Origin of the sequence: Shewanella sp. FJAT-52076 (assembly GCF_019457455.1) — a bacterium.
GTDB classification, from domain to species: Bacteria; Pseudomonadota; Gammaproteobacteria; order Enterobacterales; family Shewanellaceae; genus Shewanella; species Shewanella zhangzhouensis.
Window position 1 is genome coordinate 2,153,152 of record NZ_CP080415.1, and the last position, 16,165, is coordinate 2,169,316.

Genomic DNA, 16,165 nt, shown 5'->3' on the forward strand with positions numbered 1-16,165 from the left:
CATGTAGTTAATCAACAGGTTTGGGAACGAATAATGCCAATCGATCAAAATAAACATCGCCGCCCCGCCGCCACCGGTTGCACCATCCATTGCCATGATTGCAGTATGGGAACCCTGTGTATTCCGTTCACGCTCAACGCCAACGAATTGGATCAATTGGATAATATTATTGAGCGTAAAAAGCCTATCCAGAAAGGCGAGCAAATTTTCAAATCCGGCGACTCTCTCAAATCGCTCTATGCCATTCGTTCCGGCACCATTAAAAGCTATACCATCACTGAACAGGGTGACGAGCAGATAACCGGCTTCCACCTTGCCGGTGATGTTATCGGTTTCGACGGTATTCATGCCAACACCCATCAGAGTTTTGCCCAGGCGCTCGAAACCTCAATGGTGTGTGAAATCCCCTTCAATACCCTGGATGAACTTTCAGGCTCCATGCCCAAGCTTCGCCAACAGATCATGCGATTGATGAGCAATGAGATTATGTCGGATCAGGAAATGATCCTTTTGCTCAGTAAAAAGAACGCAGAAGAGCGGCTCGCGGCATTTATTGCAAATCTTGCTACACGCTATGGCAACCGTGGGTTTTCACAGCGTGAGTTCCGTTTAACCATGACCCGCGGCGACATAGGTAATTATCTGGGCTTGACGGTAGAAACCATCAGCCGTTTGTTGGGGCGTTTCCAAAAATCTGAACTTATCGAAGTCAAAGGCAAGTACATCACCATCATTGACTTCGCTGGCTTGAATACGCTGGCAGGCAACGCCCGTATCGCAAGATAAAAGCAAGTCATTGATCTAAAACAATGCAGCATAGCCTGTCCGGTTCATTATGGTAGATGAATGACAGCTAATCAGGAGGCCGCCATGAAGGAATATAAAAAGTTACTGGTCGTTGTTGACCCTACTAAAGATAAGCAACCTGCTCTGGAGCGCGCCGTTGCGCTTGCCGAAAAGAACCAGGCCTCTATTACCGTTTTTCTGTCCATTTTCGATTTTTCTTACGAGATGACATCCATTTTGTCGGCTCACGAGCGTGAAGCCATGCGCAAAGGTGTTATCGATCAGCGTGTTGCTTGGCTGGGTGACTTGATTGCCCCCTTTACCCAGGATGGCATTCATATTCAAACCCAGGTTGTGTGGCACAACCGCCCATTTGAAAGCATCATCAATTATGCCATTGAAGGTGGTTTTGACCTGATTGTGAAAGGTACTCACGAACACGACAAACTAAAAGCCGTTATCTTCACCCCTACCGACTGGCACCTGATGCGTAAAGCACCGGTTCCTGTATTGTTGGTGAAAGAGCACGACTGGCCTGTCGGGGGCAAAATCCTTTGCGCCGTAAACGTCGCTACCGAAGATCCAGAACACCAGGCCCTTAACGGCAAAGTCATTGAGTACGCGCAAAACCTGGCAGCCCAGTTTGATGCCAAAGTACATTTGGTCAACGGTTACCCAGGTACACCGGTCAACCTCGCCATCGAATTGCCGGACTTTGACGCACACAGCTATAACGAGTCCATTCGCATGCAGCATGAGCAGCGTGTGCAATATCTGGCAACGAGCTATGGCATTCCCGTCGAAGCCTGCCATGTCAAAGAGGGCTTGCCAGAAGATGTTATCCCCGAGCTTGCAGTGGATCTCGATGCAGAGCTGGTGATTTTGGGTACCGTAGGGCGCACCGGTCTTTCTGCTGCGCTTATTGGCAACACCGCCGAGCACGTCATCGACAGCCTTAACTGTGACCTGCTTGCCATCAAACCCGATGGATATAAATCACCGCTTCAGGAAGGCTAACGCTTTACCCTAAGCCACTAAGCTGGAATAATACGCGCCCTGAAACCTAGGTTACCGGGCGCTTTTTTATGTCTGACGTTGTAATGTCTGAAATCCAGCAAGACGAACTTTCCAAAAAACAGATCACTCGCCTCAATAAGCTGCAAAAGCGGCTGCGTCGTGAAGTTGGCAGCGCTATCGCCGACTACAACATGATTGAAGAAGGCGACCGAGTCATGTGCTGCCTTTCCGGTGGCAAAGACAGTTATGCCATGCTGGATATTCTTATCAATTTGCAGCAACGTGCGCCCGTTTCGTTTGAAATTGTTGCCGTTAACCTGGACCAGAAGCAGCCTGGCTTCCCGGAGCATGTGCTGCCTGCTTACCTTGAGACCCTGGGTGTACCTTTTCATATTCTTGAGAAAGACACCTACTCCATCGTTAAAGACAAGATCCCGGAAGGCAAAACCACCTGTTCTTTGTGTTCACGCCTGCGTCGCGGCACTCTGTATGGTTTTGCCCAGCGGATTGGTGCCACCAAAATCGCACTGGGTCACCACAGGGATGACATTATTGAGACATTGTTCCTGAACATGTTCTATGGCGGCAAAATGAAAGCCATGCCGCCCAAGCTTTTGTCAGACGACGGTGCAAACGTGGTTATCCGCCCCCTCGCCTATTGCCGCGAAAAAGACATTGCCGAATATGCCGAGCTGAAGCAGTTCCCCATTATTCCCTGCAACCTCTGTGGCTCTCAGGAAAACCTCAAGCGTGCCGCAGTAAAAGACATGCTCAAGCAGTGGGATCGCCAGCATCCTGGCCGTATTGAAACCATCTTTACCGCCATGCAGAACACCGCGCCGTCCCAGGGCGTCGACCGCGAGCAGTTCGACTTCGTCTCGCTTAAGCAGGACCCGAACGCCGAGTTTCGCGGTGATGTAGCAGAGGCGGACTTGCCTGCGTTTGACTTTATGGACACAGCAAACAGTGGCCACATTAATCTGGACGAAGCCAGTAAACGTCAAGGCACCCGCATCGATGTAGTATCGACCTTTACGCCCTGATGGCTCACATCCCGGCCAAAGAGGCCGGGATATGTGAGAGATAAAAATAACAAAGCCCGCTTAAAGCGGGCTTTTTCATGGGACTTCATTCGCAAAATCTATTGGCGCTATTTGGTTTGCGCGTACCAAGGGCTGACTATCTGTGGTGCGTCTGAGAAACTCAGTTGAGAAATCCCGTCCAGCTCTTCACTTGTCAGTATCAACTCTTTTGACAGTCTCTTTTCGCTGCCATCAACCGTGGCAAACCGTCCCTCCTGGGTAAACTCAAACCGAATTCCGTCTGACGGGCGGGCAAAGTACTTCATTGGGAAGCCCTGTAAAGAGGCCTGTAAGCTGTCCATTTCCGATTTAAGTTCGGTCAGCGTGTCGCCGGAATACTGCATTTGGGGAACCCGCTCTCTTACTTGAAGGCTTAAGCCACAGGTTGACGCATCTCCATCTGTTTCTATGTTAACCAGCGCCCTACCCAGCTTTAAATCATCGTCGAAGGGCACAAATAACCGCTGGTCATCGGTAATGGTCAGGGGGAAGCGTTTTGACTCAGTGGTGATTTCGCCTTTTACTATCTTGCAGCCCGCTTTCATGGGTACTGAAAAGGTCAGTTCGGTTCTTGGGAAATCGCCCTTTTTAACCAGTTTCAATCTGTCATGAAATCCGCTGTACTCCAGCGAAACGGTAGTGGCAAATGCCGGTACCGACAGCATCAGACTGGACAGCAGACAGAGTTTGATTCTCGGATTCATCTTGAGATTCCAGGTAGGCTTTATTGTGCCGCAGCATCTGCAGCAATTCATCGACGTAGGCTTCACGTCGCTCGGAATAATTGACCAGGCCATACACCAGTGCATCTGCCGCAGGTTCGATACCCTTGGCTCGCTGTTCGGCACGAATGGCACGGAAAAGTTTATAAGCCGAATGTGTATTCAGGTTATTGATATAAGAGGCAATGGCATCTTCCACCGTGTTAAACACAGTCACTTCGTGACTCATGTCCTGGCCTCTGGCCGAAGGCACCATGCCGCAGCCCTTGGTGTAGCACCACTGACCGAAAAGATTCAGCCCTTCACGGGCAAATCGCGAACTGCCCCATCCGCTCTCATTCGCGGCCTGCACCAGCACTAAAGACTCAGGAATGATATCGATGCGTTTTAGTAGGCTCTGTACCAGTTGTTTGGTCTGAGTGGTGTTCCACTCAGATACTTGCTCTGATTCAAGCACGCCGTACTCAACACCCAGCGTAGCTAAACGTTGCTGCTCCTTGGTGGACAGAGGCTTTCCTGCCTCGAGCTTCAGCAGTATTTCACTGACAAAACGCCTTTTCTTTAGCGTAGCGCGATTGATGTCCTGCACTATCGGACGTAAAAATTCAAAAAATGCACTCTTTTTCTCACCCACGTCGGCGTAGGTGTCGAAATCAGGCAAACGCGTCGTCTGTGAGAGCATTGGTAATACTCTCAAAGACTTACCTTTTTCTTCGAGGTCCGGGATCAGGCTGACTCTCAGAAGCAGAATCACCATGAAGCAGAGCGCGAAGGCAAGAATAAGTGTTGATATTTTACCGGTTTTCAAATAGTTACTCTCATTGTGGCAGCGAGTAGCGGTTCGCGGACAAAATTATATGTGATCCTGTTCCCATCGCAAAATTTATGACTGTATAATCTGACCGATTTGCCTAAACTGGTTGGCGTATGTAACCGACAAGGGGTGTCGGTGTTGTAAGTGCATCAAGGAAGCTGATATGGACATATTGCAATTCAATGAATATCGTAAGGTCGTCGCAATCGGCGGTGGACACGGCCTTGGACGCGTGCTTTCCAGTCTTTCATTTCTTGGTCCCAGACTGACAGGCATTGTGGCGACCACGGATAACGGTGGTTCCACAGGTCGCCTGCGGGCGCAGCACGACTGCATTGCCTGGGGCGACCTTCGTAACTGCCTGTCTCAGCTGGCTGATAGACCCTCTGTTGGCTCTCTGCTCTTTGAATATCGATTCGAAGGTGAGTCGGAGCTGGGTGGCCATAACCTCGGCAATCTGATTCTCTATGCCCTGGATGAGCTGTGTGTTCGTCCGTTGGATGCTGTGAATCTCATCCGGGGCATGCTGAAAATCGAATGCAAACTTATTCCCATGTCCGAACAACCGACGCACCTGGTCGCGCTGGAGGCCTGTGGCAATAAGGTGTTTGGTGAATTGGATGTGGACAGGCTTGAGAGCCATCCGATAGCCCTTTCCCTTGAACCCATGGTTGAACCTACCCACGAGGCGTGCCTTGCCATCGAAGAAGCGGATTTGATAGTGCTTGGCCCGGGAAGCTTTTTAACGTCTACCCTACCGGCACTGCTCCTTCCCAAAGTCGCAGCATCTATTCGCCGTGCAAAAGCCAAAGTGATTTTGATTGATAACCTCACGGCAGAGGTTTCTTCTGCAGCAAACCATTTAACGCTCAACGAGCGTATCCAATGGTGCCATCAATTGATAGGTAAGCCGGTTATTGAGCGGGTTTTGTGTCACGCTGAACACGAATACACCGAGGGCATCTGTCATTACCAGCCCCTTCGCAGTAAGCATCATCAAGGTTTGCACGATACTCAGGCGCTTGCAAAGGCCATTATGGCGCCTTTAGGCCGCAAACGTTTGATAGCCTAGCACGGACTGCCACTGGATTAAAAAAGGCTGCACTTGGCAGCCTTTTTTGTTTTCACATCAATTTTTTGTGAAATTAGAGCACTGCGGCAATGGCACTGCAAATAACCGGCATATTGGTTTTGGTCATGCCGGCAACGCTTATTCTGCCTGAACCAACAATGTACACACCATGTTCGGCTCTGAGGGCTTCCACCTGCGCCTTATTCAGGCCGGAGAAGCTGAACATCCCCATCTGACGGCTGATAAATGAAAAGTCCTGTGTTACACCGGCAGCTGCCAGACTCTCGACGAACAAAGTACGCATTTCGGCAATACGCTCGCGCATTTCTGCGAGTTCCTGCTCCCAGGCGGCTTTCAGTTCTGGGCGACTTAAAATCGTACTCACAATCAGCGCACCGTGAGCTGGAGGATTCGAATAGTTCGCACGAATAGTACGTTTGACCTGACTGAATGCCACCTTGGCTTCCTCTGCCGTAGCTGCAACCAGTGTCACTGCACCAATGCGCTCGTTGTAGAGACCAAAGTTTTTGGAGAAGGAATTGGCGATAACCAGTTCTGGGACCATAGAAGCGACCAAACGCAGACCTTCAGCATCTTCTTCTATGCCACGACCGAAGCCCTGATAGGCAAAATCAAACAGCGGAACCAAACCTTTTGCAGCACAAAGCTCACCTACCTTTTGCCACTGCGTGAGCGTCAAATCAATTCCGGTTGGGTTGTGACAGCAGCCGTGTAATAAGACCAAGTCACCCTGCTTGGCTGCATCCAGTGAGTTCAGCATGGCATCAAAGTCGATGTCATGGTTGGCTGCATCGTAGTAGCCGTATTCTTTTACGGTGAGGCCTGCAGTTTCAAAAATGTTTTGATGGTTCGCCCAAGTTGGATTGCTCACCCAGATCACCCGGCTTGGGGTGTTTCGTACCACAAACTCTGCGGCAACACGCAGCGCGCCCGTACCACCCGGAGCCTGTGCCGTCACCGCCCGTTCTTTTGTGGTGACTGTGTGGGTTGCACCAAACAGCAGCTCCTGCACAACCTTGTTGTACAAAGTTACGCCCTCAATCCCCAGATAGTTTTTGGTGCTTTCTTCAGCCAACAGGATAGCTTCGGCCTGCTTCACCGACTTCAGTACCGGGGTCTGCCCTGCCTCGTCTTTATAGATCCCAACCCCAAGATTGACTTTATCGGTCCGGGGATCGGCCTTGAAGGCATCGGTCAGACCTAAAATCGGATCGGCGGGTGCGGGTACAACCTGGGAAAATATCATGGGATCTATCCTTTAGAATGGAAGTAATGAAAACCGCATATTTATAGCATTGCTGCAAATCGTAATGTAGCGCTGGCTAAAGATTCTCGATGAAAATCTTTAATAGATGAACATTCATCAAAAAATGCGATAAAAGTGTGATGATACCGGATTGGCGAAAAAGAGGTTTTTGGAGATTAAAAGTGGAGGCGCGACCCGGAGTCGAACCGAGATCGACGGATTTGCAATCCGCAGCATAGCCATTCTGCCATCGCGCCTAAACTGGTCCCTTGAGAAGCTGGAGCGACATATCGGGTTCGAACCGATGACCTATACCTTGGCAAGGTATCGCTCTACCAACTGAGCTAATGTCGCGTCTCTTGGGGCGACGGTGTTCCCGTCAGCGAGTTGCATTCTACCTTTTTACCCCTCTCAGTCAATGGCTTTTTTACTATTGGAAGTCCGTATGCTGCATTATTGTGCGAACCATAAAAAAGCCCGGCATTGCCGGGCTTTTACTGCGCTTTGTCGTTATTCAGACAGCGGCAGAGACTGGTGATTCAGACCAAGCATTTTCTGCATCACGCCCACTACCTGGCAGCTATAACCGAACTCGTTGTCATACCAAACGTACAGGATGGCGCGCTTACCATCGGCGATAGTGGCCTGAGAGTCCACTACACCGGCGTAACGAGAACCCACCAGGTCACTGGACACAATTTCAGTGGAGTTGGTGAAGTCAATCTGGTTTTGCAGTGGTGAATGCAACGCGACGTCCAGCAAATAGTCATTGATATCGTCTTTGCTGGTTTCGCTGTTAAGGTTCAGGCTCAGAATAGCCATGGACACGTTTGGCGTCGGAACACGGATAGCGTTACCGGTCAAGCGACCAGCCAGAACAGGCAGCGCCTTGGCAACGGCCTTGGCAGCGCCGGTTTCAGTGATAACCATGTTCAGCGGTGCGCTGCGACCACGGCGATCGGCCTTATGGTAGTTATCGATAAGATTCTGGTCGTTGGTGTACGAGTGGATGGTTTCCACATGACCGTTTTCAATACCGTACTTGTCGTTGATGGCCTTGAGCACCGGGGTGATGGCATTGGTGGTGCAAGATGCGGCAGAGACGATAGTGTCTTCATCGAGAATATCGTTATCATTCACACCGAATACGATGTTCTTGATGTTGCCTTTGGCGGGTGCAGTGAGCAGAACCTTGGCAGCGCCAGGGCTCTTCAGGTGCAGACCCAGACCAGTTTCGTCTTTCCACACGCCTGTGTTATCAACAACCAACGCATCTTTAATACCGTACTTGGTATAATCCACTTCTTCCGGGCCGTTGGCATAGATGATTTGGATGTAGGTACCGTTGGCAATCAAGGCGTTGTTTTCTTCATCGATTTCAACAGAGCCGTTGAAAGGACCATGAACTGAATCACGGCGCAGCAGGCTGGCGCGCTTCTCAAGGTCGCCGGCACGGCCACCACGGATAACGATGGCCCGCAGACGCAATTTGTTACTGCGGCCTGTACGTTCAATCAGCAGACGCGCCAACAGGCGGCCGATGCGACCGAAACCGTAAAGTACCACGTCTCTTGGTTCTACTTCGTCTGCGTGGTCAATGGCGCTGGCAAGTTCAGAGGCCATATAGGCTTCGATTTCGCTGGCGTCGCTGTGGTTACGCCAGTAATTGACGGCGAGTTTTCCGATATCAACTTTACACTGCTTCACTGCCAGCTTGCTCAGCACCTCAATAAAGGGGAAGCTTTCACGCAGACGCAGTTTATCACCCACGTGGCGACGCACCAGACGGTGAGCCTTGATGATATCAATGGTAGAGGCGTTCAGCAGAGGCTTGCCATAGACAACAACTTCTACACCTTGGTTGCGATACAGTTTACCCAGCAGAGGTTGCATGGCCTCGGCCAGTTCAAATCTTTCTTGCCAGCTTTGCAGGTGTTTATCAGCACTCATGTACAGGTCCTTTATCTCACTTTTCTATATTTATTTACAGAAAGGTTTGAGTAACAAACAGAAACGACCATAATCAGTTTTATCCGGGACCCAGGTCCCATTTCAGGTCGGCGCTATTGTAATGAAACTTCCACCGCCTTGCCAGAAAGATATTTTCGCTAAGTTTGTAATTTTATTAGAGAAAGCACAGTGAAAAGTCATAAACAGCGACCTTTTTTTGTAATGTTTACATCATTTGCATTTGTTAGCGGTGCTTTTGCGCTTTTTGGCTGTGATAATGACCGAAACTCAGACATGATCTGTAAAAATAATCCTGAACTTTGCGAAGACCTGCACAAAGACAGTTGGTGCCGATATGAGAAAGGAGACCTTATTCGGCAGCGTTTCGTCCTGAAAACCACCCCAAACCCCACAGGTAAACAAATCTACGACCAGCTCAGATTTCTTGAGGTGTATTCAAAATGCATTGAGTTGGCCTCTGGGGTACAACACAAAGTTAACGTTCAGCGCACCAATGATAGATTACGCGCCTTTGGTATCAGCGTGCAGAACCTGGAGGAATTACAGGAATCGACCAAGGGCAGCCAAGACCCCTACCTCGCGTACTACCACTGGTCCAGACTCGACGACGCGAAAAGTCTTGCCGTGCTCATTAAAGCCGAAAAAGATGGGCAGATTTCTGATCCGGAGCTTTTATCCAAGCTGGCGATTTACTACCTGAAGACTGACGCCGCCAGAGCCAAAAAGCTGTACCTTGATGTGCTGGGCATGGTCGATTCAGACCATCTTGACCCGGACTGGTTACTTGGGCTTGCCACCGCCTCACGTACCCTTGGCGACTTAGACGGCAGTTACCTTTATTCCAGGGCCAACATAGTGCTGACCAAACAGAGCGTCAATGAAGCGCAAATGCTGGCGTTGTTGACAGGCGATAAGACCAAGGCAGCCATGCTGGATAGCGAGGCTGAGCAATTGGCCAAGGCGGTGAGCTCAGGAAACTTTGCCGGCAGTGCGATTGAGAAACGCCTGAGGGCCGAGACAGACACAGAACGGGCAAAAATCGAGCCAGTCGCCCCTTCTGCACAAGATTAGTGGTCTTGATTTTTCAAAAAGCGAGACCAATGTAAAAATATAACGATTCTTGAGGTGAAAAACGGGTTAAAACTGGGATTTAACTTGACGAAATCGAACAATTTGGTAATTTTACTACCAGATATCGTTTATAATCACTGAGGGATATGAAATGACTATCCGCGTAGCAATTAACGGCTATGGCCGTATCGGTCGCAATGTACTGCGTGCACTGTACGAAAGCGACAAAGATTACCCAATCGAAATCGTTGCCATCAACGATCTCGGCGACGCTTCCATCAACGCTCACCTGACTAAATACGACTCTGTACACGGTCGTTTCAACGCCAAAGTTGAAAACGATGCAGAAGCCATTTATGTCAACGGCGACAAAATCCTCACCTTCTCCGAGCGCGACCCTGCTAAGCTGCCATGGGCCGATCTCAAGGTTGACGTGGTGTTTGAATGTACCGGTATCTTCACTTCCAAAGAAGCCGTACAGCCACACCTGAATGCCGGTGCCAAGAAAGTCATTATCTCTGCCCCCGGCAAGAACGTGGACGCCACCGTGGTATACGGTGTGAACCAGCAGGTCTTGACCAGTGACATGACTGTAATCTCAAACGCGTCATGTACTACCAACTGCCTGGCACCTTTTGCCAAGCCGCTTAACGATGCCATCGGTATTGAGTCAGGCCTGATGACCACCATCCATGCCTACACCAACGATCAGCGTCTATCTGATGTGTATCACAGCGACCTGCGCCGCGCCCGTGCTGCTGCCATGTCCATGATCCCGACCAAGACAGGTGCTGCGGCAGCTGTCGGCCTGGTAGTTCCTGAGCTGCAAGGCAAGTTTGACGGTCTGGCAGTACGCGTGCCAACCGTTAACGTGTCTCTGGTTGACCTGTCATTCATTGCTTCGCGCGACACCACTGTAGCGGAAGTAAATGACATCATCGAAAAAGCCCTGGCGGCCGATGAAGTACTCAGCCAGGTTTTGGCGGTGAATAAAGAGCCGCTGGTATCTATCGACTTCAACCACAACGCCTACTCTTCCAACTTTGATGCAACCCAAACCCGCGTAAGTGGTCGTCTGGTGAAAGTGATGGCTTGGTACGACAACGAGTGGGGCTTCAGCAACCGTATGCTGGACAACGCCGTTGCACTGATGAACGCCAAATAAGACGCTCTGGTAATAAAAAAGGCCCTTAGGGGCCTTTTTTGTTGTCTGCTATCCGTAAACTCATCGATTAGCCTGTTATCGACGTTTTCAGAATATCTTGATGCATGTAACGCCGTCAGCCGTAAAGCCTCCGACAATTTATTCCATGGAGGCCTAAATGATGCCTTGCTGAAGGTGGGCCTAGCGTGCACTCAGGCAACTTATGACCTTGAAGGAGGCTAATTTCACGATGTTATGGGTCACCTGCTTACCTATCCGCATTGTACATTCTTGGTGCAGTCATCCTTTTTAAGTTACAAGCTCCCTATTGGCAGATAAAAAAGCCCCGCAACAGCGAGGCTTTTTTATTGGAGCGGCTTACCTTAGTTAAGGCCAGCCAACGCTTCTTTACACAGGCTGGTGATCCGCCCCCAGTCCCCTGCTTCCATCGCATCAGTGGGGGCAATCCAGCTGCCGCCGATACAATCCACGTTGTTCAATGCCAGATAGTCGCGGTAGCTTGAAGGCGTGATACCGCCGGTTGGGCAGAAGCGAATGTCGGCCAGCGGTCCCTGGAAGGCTTTGAGGGCATTGACGCCACCAGAGGCTTCAGCCGGGAAAAACTTAAAGTGACGATACCCAAGGGCCATCCCGGCCATCACTTCAGAAATGCTGGCAACACCTGGAATAAGCGGCACAGTGCCCTGCATGGCGGTTTTCAGCAGTTCGGGATACGCACCGGGGGTAATGATAAACTGCGCGCCGGCTTCAACTGCCTGGCGAAGTTGTTCTTCATTCAGGATGGTTCCTGCACCCACGAGGGCTTCTGGCACTTCAGCAGCGATTTTACTGATAGCTTCCAGTGCACAGGACGTGCGCAGCGTCACTTCGAGCACACTTATACCACCGGCTACCAGTGCTTTCGCAAGCGGTACCGCATGCTCCAGCTTATTGATCACCATGACAGGCACAATCGGACTGCGCTTAAAAATATCTTGTGGTTGTAATGACCAGTTATTCTCAGACATCGGTTGTATCCTTTCAGGCTCAATAAAGTTCATCGATTGCTTCGGTGCAGCGGGCACCGGTTTCGGGACTGCTGAGATTTTGTCTGAGCGCGCCGAAAAGTTCCCTGCCCATGCCGAAACGGGACTTTCTTAATTCCACCGGTGCGGCAGTGCGGGTTTCAAGCTCAGGAGCCGATACCAGCAAGGACAGTTCACCGGTAATGGCATTGATACGAATAAGGTCGCCGTCCTGAACTTTGGCGATAAGGCCGCCATCCAAGGCTTCTGGCGTGAGGTGGATTGCCGCAGGCACTTTACCTGAGGCGCCGGACATACGGCCATCGGTCATCAGCGCAACTTTAAAGCCTCGGTCCTGCAAGGTACCCAGGATTGGTGTTAATTTGTGCAGCTCAGGCATGCCATTGGCTTTTGGCCCCTGGCCTTTCACCACCACCACGCAATCTCTATCGAGCTCACCGGCTTTAAAGAGCGCGTCCAGTTTGTTCTGGTCGTCAATCACCACAGCAGGGGCTTCAACGATACGATGCTGCTCCTGAACTGCCGAGACCTTGATAACGGCACGACCAAGGTTGCCTTTCATCAGTTTAAGGCCGCCATTTGACTGGAATGGCTCTGCAACACCACGCAGTACCTCTTGGTCCAGACTGGTAACAGGACCATCAACCCAGGTGAGCTGACCATCTATAAGTCTTGGCTCCTGGGTATAACGGCGCAGGCCGAAGCCCGCCACTGTATTGACATCATCGTGGATAAGACCTGCATCCAGCAGTTCTTTCATCAGGAATGCCATACCGCCTGCCGCATGGAAGTGGTTGATATCCGCATGACCATTGGGATAGACCCGTGCCAGCAGAGGTACGGCATCGGACAGCTCGGAGAAGTCATCCCAGTTGATGATGATACCGGCGGCTCTGGCCGCTGCCACTATGTGCATGGTCAGGTTGGTGGAACCACCCGTGGCAAGCAGTGCAACTATGCCGTTAACCACGGATTTTTCATTGACTATCTCACCTATAGGTGAATACTGCAGCCCGTTTTCAGTCAGGCGGCACACCTGCTTGGCGGCCATTTTGCTGAGCTCGGTGCGCAGCGGGTCGTCCGGGTTCACAAAGGACGAGCCAGGCAATTGCAGCCCCATCACCTCGAGGACCAGCTGATTGGAGTTGGCGGTACCATAGAAGGTACAGGTACCAGCGCTGTGATAAGAGCTTGCCTCGGCTTCGAGCAGGGCTTCACGATCGACCTTGCCTTCAGCGAATTTTTGCCGCACACGGGCCTTTTCTTTATTAGGAATGCCTGAGCGCATGGGCCCCGCAGGAACAAACAGCATTGGCAGGTGGCCAAAACTCATTGCACCAATCAGCAAGCCGGGCACGATTTTGTCACACACCCCAAGCAGCAGCGCACCATCAAACATGTTGTGGGATAAGCCTACGGCGGTAGCCATGGCAATCACCTCACGGGACAGCAGTGACAGCTCCATCCCGGGTTGACCCTGAGTTACACCATCACACATGGCAGGAACGCCACCGGCCACCTGGGCAACACTGCCTACTTCATTACAGGCGGCTTTAAGCAGCTCTGGATAATGTTCATAAGGCTGATGGGCAGACAACATGTCGTTAAACGCAGTCACAATGCCAATGTTGACCTTGTTGAGTTGGCGCAGAGACTGTTTATCTTCTGCACCGCAGGCGGCGAAACCATGTGCCAGGTTACCGCAACTCAATGCGGAGCGATGAACCTTGGCACTACGGGCTTCCTGCAGCGCGGCCAGATAAGCACTGCGACTTTCTTTACTGCGTTCGATGATCCTGTCGGTCACCGATTTGACTACGGGGTGCATAACTTGCCTCCTTAAGCGCTCCAATACACGTCGACCGGGGTTTTGTGTTGACCCAATACCACTCGAATTGGCATCGCTTTAATATCGTCGCTTTCGAGCGCCTGACGGTAAACGCTGAGCTTTTGTTCACCCACCAGATGCAAATAGATTTGGCGGCTGTTGAGAATTGCTTTTTTGGTCAGAGTGATCCGCTCATGGGGAGCCGTTACTGGTGTCACGGCTTCACACATAGCGTCACTATCGAGTGCCCGCATCAGCTCGTCAGAGCAAGGGAACCAGGAACAGGTGTGTCCATCGTTACCCATCCCCAATACAACCACATCGAACGGGCGTGGCACGTTAGCCAGATGTTCAGACGTCATGGCTGCGCCCTCTTCTGCGCTGGCAAACATATTCTTGAGGCCGCGAAATTTGGCTGATACGGCACGGTTTTGCAGCAAATTTTCACGGACCAGACGCTCGTTGGAGTCCTTATGGTCATTGTCGACCCAGCGCTCATCGGCGAGCGTGACAAAAACTTCGTTCCAGTCGATGGCTTTAACGGACAAGGCCTTGAACAGTTTGAGCGGCGTAGAGCCGCCACTAACCACCAGACTCGCCTTGCCACGGGCATCCACGGCATCCTGCAGTTGGCGCGCGATGCGGTCTGCCAACTGAGTTTCCAACGAATCTGTGTTATCAAATGATTTAAATACAGCTTCTTTGAGCACCTTGGCCTCCTTATTCATCCCAGGAACGCCCGTCTTTGGTAATGAGTGCTACCGAGGCCACGGGTCCCCAGGTACCGGCAGGATAGGCTTTGGGTCTTTCGTTACCCGCTTCCCATGCCTGAATGATGCCATCAACCCAGGTCCAGGCCTGCTCAACTTCGTCGCGACGAACGAACAGCGCCTGGTTACCGAGCATGGCTTCAAGCAACAGACGCTCGTATGCATCGGCAATGCGCTCGTTTTTAAAGGTGTCAGAGAAGCTGAGATCCAGTTTGGTGGTTTGCAGACGGGTCTTTTGTTCAAGGCCCGGCACCTTGTTCATCATCTGAATTTCAACACCTTCATGGGGTTGCAGACGAATGGTCAATTTGTTCGGTGGCAGATTGCGGTAACTGGAGCGATACAGGTTGTGCGGTGGGTTTTTAAAATGCACCACAATTTCTGAACTCTTGAACGGCATACGTTTGCCGCTGCGAAGATAGAATGGCACACCGGCCCAGCGCCAGTTGTCGATATCCACACGCAAGGCTACAAAGGTCTCGGTATTGGAATTAACGTTCGCGCCTTCTTCCTCAAGGTACCCCGGCACTGGGCTGCCCTTCAGGAAACCCGCAGAGTATTGGCCACGCACTGTGTTTTCGTTGACGTTATCCATGTTGATTGGGCGCAGAGACTTAAGCACCTTTACCTTTTCATCACGGATAGAATCGGCATCCAGGTTTACCGGTGGGTCCATGGCAACCAGTGTGAGCACCTGTAACAGGTGGTTTTGGATCATGTCCCGCATCTGGCCGGCTTTGTCGAAATAGCCCCAGCGACCTTCAATACCCACTTCTTCTGCAACTGTAATCTGCACATGATCGATTGTGCGGTTATCCCATTTGGACGCGAAGAGTGAGTTTGCAAAACGCAGTGCAATCAGGTTTTGTACCGTTTCTTTACCCAGGTAATGGTCGATGCGATAAACCTGGTTCTCATTGAAGTATTGAGATACCTGGTTATTGATAACGCGGGAAGATTCGAGATCGGAACCAATTGGCTTTTCAAGGACAACGCGGGTATCGGGGAAAATCAGGTTTTGTTCGTGCAGACAGCGGCAAATATCACCGAAAATAGCAGGAGGAGTGGCAAAGTAGTTCACCATGACCCGCTTTTCAGGTTCAAGCAGCTCATGGAATGCGCAGTAACCTTCTGACTCGGTGAAGTTGGTACCAACATAGTGGCAACGGCTGACGAATCTTTCGATGGTCGTTTCGCAGAGGGGATCTTTAACGAAGGTGGTCAGTGCTGTCTTAACCAGCTCGCGAAATTCTTCAGTAGAGAATGCATCTTTGGCAACACCGATAATCTTGGTGTCGTTGTGAAGCAGTGTTGCCTTATCCAATTGGTATAAAGAGGGAAGCAGTTTGCGCCTCGCCAAGTCACCTTTGGTACCGAAAAGGACAAAATCACAAGCCTTTGCCCCTGATGTTGTATTGCCCATTGCTGCAAGCTCTCCTTTGTAATCGGCTTCGCCGTATGCTGGACGGCCAGAAGCCCTTTTGTTGTAATATAACAACAGAATCTGATTTATGCATCCATATTTTGCAAAATCGTCTACACCGTCTTACTAGGCAGTTAAACATGAATTCTGTT

Annotated in this window: 14 protein-coding genes and 2 tRNA genes; 6 read left to right on the plus strand and 10 right to left on the minus strand. The window is 50.9% G+C overall.

Annotated elements, in window-relative coordinates:
• Positions 1-33 precede the first annotated feature (33 nt).
• The 3 genes from etrA to ttcA all read left to right on the plus strand — a co-directional run bounded on the left by etrA (position 34) and on the right by ttcA (position 2,846).
• Positions 34-786, plus strand: a complete 753-nt coding sequence (gene etrA, locus K0H79_RS09270) for an FNR family transcription factor (protein WP_220064566.1) — start codon at positions 34-36, stop codon at positions 784-786.
• Positions 787-870: 84 nt separating this feature from the next.
• On the plus strand, positions 871-1,803 hold the full coding sequence (uspE, locus tag K0H79_RS09275) for a universal stress protein UspE (protein ID WP_220064567.1): 933 nt from the start codon (positions 871-873) through the stop codon (positions 1,801-1,803).
• Between the two features lie 83 nt (positions 1,804-1,886).
• A complete protein-coding gene (ttcA, locus tag K0H79_RS09280; RefSeq protein ID WP_220078136.1) occupies positions 1,887-2,846 on the plus strand; it encodes a tRNA 2-thiocytidine(32) synthetase TtcA in 960 nt (319 codons plus the stop codon).
• A 107-nt stretch (positions 2,847-2,953) separates the two neighbouring features.
• Here ttcA and K0H79_RS09285 read toward each other — a convergent pair whose 3' ends face one another.
• Positions 2,954-3,589 carry a DUF2987 domain-containing protein gene (locus K0H79_RS09285; RefSeq protein ID WP_220078043.1) on the minus strand — a complete coding sequence of 212 codons (636 nt, stop codon included), beginning with the start codon at positions 3,587-3,589 and terminating at the stop codon, positions 2,954-2,956.
• Positions 3,492-4,415, minus strand: a complete 924-nt coding sequence (locus tag K0H79_RS09290) for a glucosaminidase domain-containing protein (protein WP_258405511.1) — start codon at positions 4,413-4,415, stop codon at positions 3,492-3,494. Before K0H79_RS09290 ends, K0H79_RS09285 begins: the two co-directional genes overlap by 98 nt.
• A 169-nt stretch (positions 4,416-4,584) precedes the next feature.
• Here K0H79_RS09290 and yvcK point away from each other — a divergent pair, with 169 nt between their 5' ends.
• On the plus strand, positions 4,585-5,493 hold the full coding sequence (yvcK, locus tag K0H79_RS09295; RefSeq protein ID WP_220064570.1) for a uridine diphosphate-N-acetylglucosamine-binding protein YvcK: 909 nt from the start codon (positions 4,585-4,587) through the stop codon (positions 5,491-5,493).
• 73 nt (positions 5,494-5,566) lie between these two features.
• On the opposite strand, the gene K0H79_RS09300 is transcribed toward yvcK, so the two are convergent.
• From K0H79_RS09300 to K0H79_RS09315, 4 genes are all read right to left on the minus strand, one after another.
• The gene (locus K0H79_RS09300) at positions 5,567-6,760 is read right to left on the minus strand and encodes an amino acid aminotransferase (RefSeq protein ID WP_220078044.1); all 1,194 of its coding nucleotides are present in this window, start codon (positions 6,758-6,760) and stop codon (positions 5,567-5,569) included.
• Positions 6,761-6,943: 183 nt separating this feature from the next.
• Positions 6,944-7,017, minus strand: a tRNA-Cys gene (locus K0H79_RS09305).
• 21 nt (positions 7,018-7,038) lie between these two features.
• Positions 7,039-7,114, minus strand: a tRNA-Gly gene (locus K0H79_RS09310).
• Positions 7,115-7,270: 156 nt separating this feature from the next.
• Entirely contained in the window at positions 7,271-8,710 is a 1,440-nt protein-coding gene (locus K0H79_RS09315; RefSeq protein ID WP_220078045.1) for a glyceraldehyde-3-phosphate dehydrogenase, read from the minus strand.
• Positions 8,711-9,004: 294 nt separating this feature from the next.
• Here K0H79_RS09315 and K0H79_RS09320 point away from each other — a divergent pair, with 294 nt between their 5' ends.
• Together K0H79_RS09320 and gap are read left to right on the plus strand one after the other, a co-directional pair.
• Positions 9,005-9,802 (plus strand): DUF2989 domain-containing protein, encoded by a 798-nt coding sequence (locus tag K0H79_RS09320; protein WP_309304488.1) that lies wholly within the window; start codon positions 9,005-9,007, stop codon positions 9,800-9,802.
• A gap of 151 nt (positions 9,803-9,953) precedes the next feature.
• Positions 9,954-10,967 (plus strand): type I glyceraldehyde-3-phosphate dehydrogenase, encoded by a 1,014-nt coding sequence (gene gap / locus K0H79_RS09325; RefSeq protein ID WP_011759921.1) that lies wholly within the window; start codon positions 9,954-9,956, stop codon positions 10,965-10,967.
• A gap of 362 nt (positions 10,968-11,329) precedes the next feature.
• Here gap and K0H79_RS09330 read toward each other — a convergent pair whose 3' ends face one another.
• Genes K0H79_RS09330 through zwf form a run of 4 tightly spaced genes read right to left on the minus strand, consistent with a single transcriptional unit; the run spans position 11,330 to position 16,013 of the window.
• Complete coding sequence (locus K0H79_RS09330) at positions 11,330-11,974, minus strand: bifunctional 4-hydroxy-2-oxoglutarate aldolase/2-dehydro-3-deoxy-phosphogluconate aldolase (protein ID WP_220064573.1); 645 nt, start codon at positions 11,972-11,974, stop codon at positions 11,330-11,332.
• Positions 11,975-11,993: 19 nt separating this feature from the next.
• Entirely contained in the window at positions 11,994-13,820 is a 1,827-nt protein-coding gene (edd, locus tag K0H79_RS09335) for a phosphogluconate dehydratase (RefSeq protein WP_220075598.1), read from the minus strand.
• An 11-nt stretch (positions 13,821-13,831) separates the two neighbouring features.
• The gene (gene pgl / locus K0H79_RS09340) at positions 13,832-14,530 is read right to left on the minus strand and encodes a 6-phosphogluconolactonase (protein ID WP_220078138.1); all 699 of its coding nucleotides are present in this window, start codon (positions 14,528-14,530) and stop codon (positions 13,832-13,834) included.
• 10 nt (positions 14,531-14,540) lie between these two features.
• Positions 14,541-16,013: a glucose-6-phosphate dehydrogenase gene (gene zwf, locus K0H79_RS09345; protein WP_220075599.1), complete on the minus strand. Its 1,473-nt coding sequence runs from the start codon at positions 16,011-16,013 to the stop codon at positions 14,541-14,543.
• Positions 16,014-16,165 lie beyond the last annotated feature (152 nt).

Bases quoted from the DNA above. Each gene is read 5' to 3' on its own strand.
- K0H79_RS09285 (WP_220078043.1), bottom strand. From the start codon at position 3,589: ATGAATCCGAGAATCAAACTCTGTCTGCTGTCCAGTCTGATGCTGTCG.
- etrA (WP_220064566.1), top strand. From the start codon at position 34: ATGCCAATCGATCAAAATAAACATCGCCGCCCCGCCGCCACCGGTTGC.
- K0H79_RS09300 (WP_220078044.1), bottom strand. From the start codon at position 6,760: ATGATATTTTCCCAGGTTGTACCCGCACCCGCCGATCCGATTTTAGGT.
- ttcA (WP_220078136.1), top strand. From the start codon at position 1,887: ATGTCTGAAATCCAGCAAGACGAACTTTCCAAAAAACAGATCACTCGC.
- K0H79_RS09330 (WP_220064573.1), bottom strand. From the start codon at position 11,974: ATGTCTGAGAATAACTGGTCATTACAACCACAAGATATTTTTAAGCGC.
- zwf (WP_220075599.1), bottom strand. From the start codon at position 16,013: ATGGGCAATACAACATCAGGGGCAAAGGCTTGTGATTTTGTCCTTTTC.
- edd (WP_220075598.1), bottom strand. From the start codon at position 13,820: ATGCACCCCGTAGTCAAATCGGTGACCGACAGGATCATCGAACGCAGT.
- K0H79_RS09320 (WP_309304488.1), top strand. From the start codon at position 9,005: ATGATCTGTAAAAATAATCCTGAACTTTGCGAAGACCTGCACAAAGAC.
- yvcK (WP_220064570.1), top strand. From the start codon at position 4,585: ATGGACATATTGCAATTCAATGAATATCGTAAGGTCGTCGCAATCGGC.
- uspE (WP_220064567.1), top strand. From the start codon at position 871: ATGAAGGAATATAAAAAGTTACTGGTCGTTGTTGACCCTACTAAAGAT.
- gap (WP_011759921.1), top strand. From the start codon at position 9,954: ATGACTATCCGCGTAGCAATTAACGGCTATGGCCGTATCGGTCGCAAT.
- K0H79_RS09315 (WP_220078045.1), bottom strand. From the start codon at position 8,710: ATGAGTGCTGATAAACACCTGCAAAGCTGGCAAGAAAGATTTGAACTG.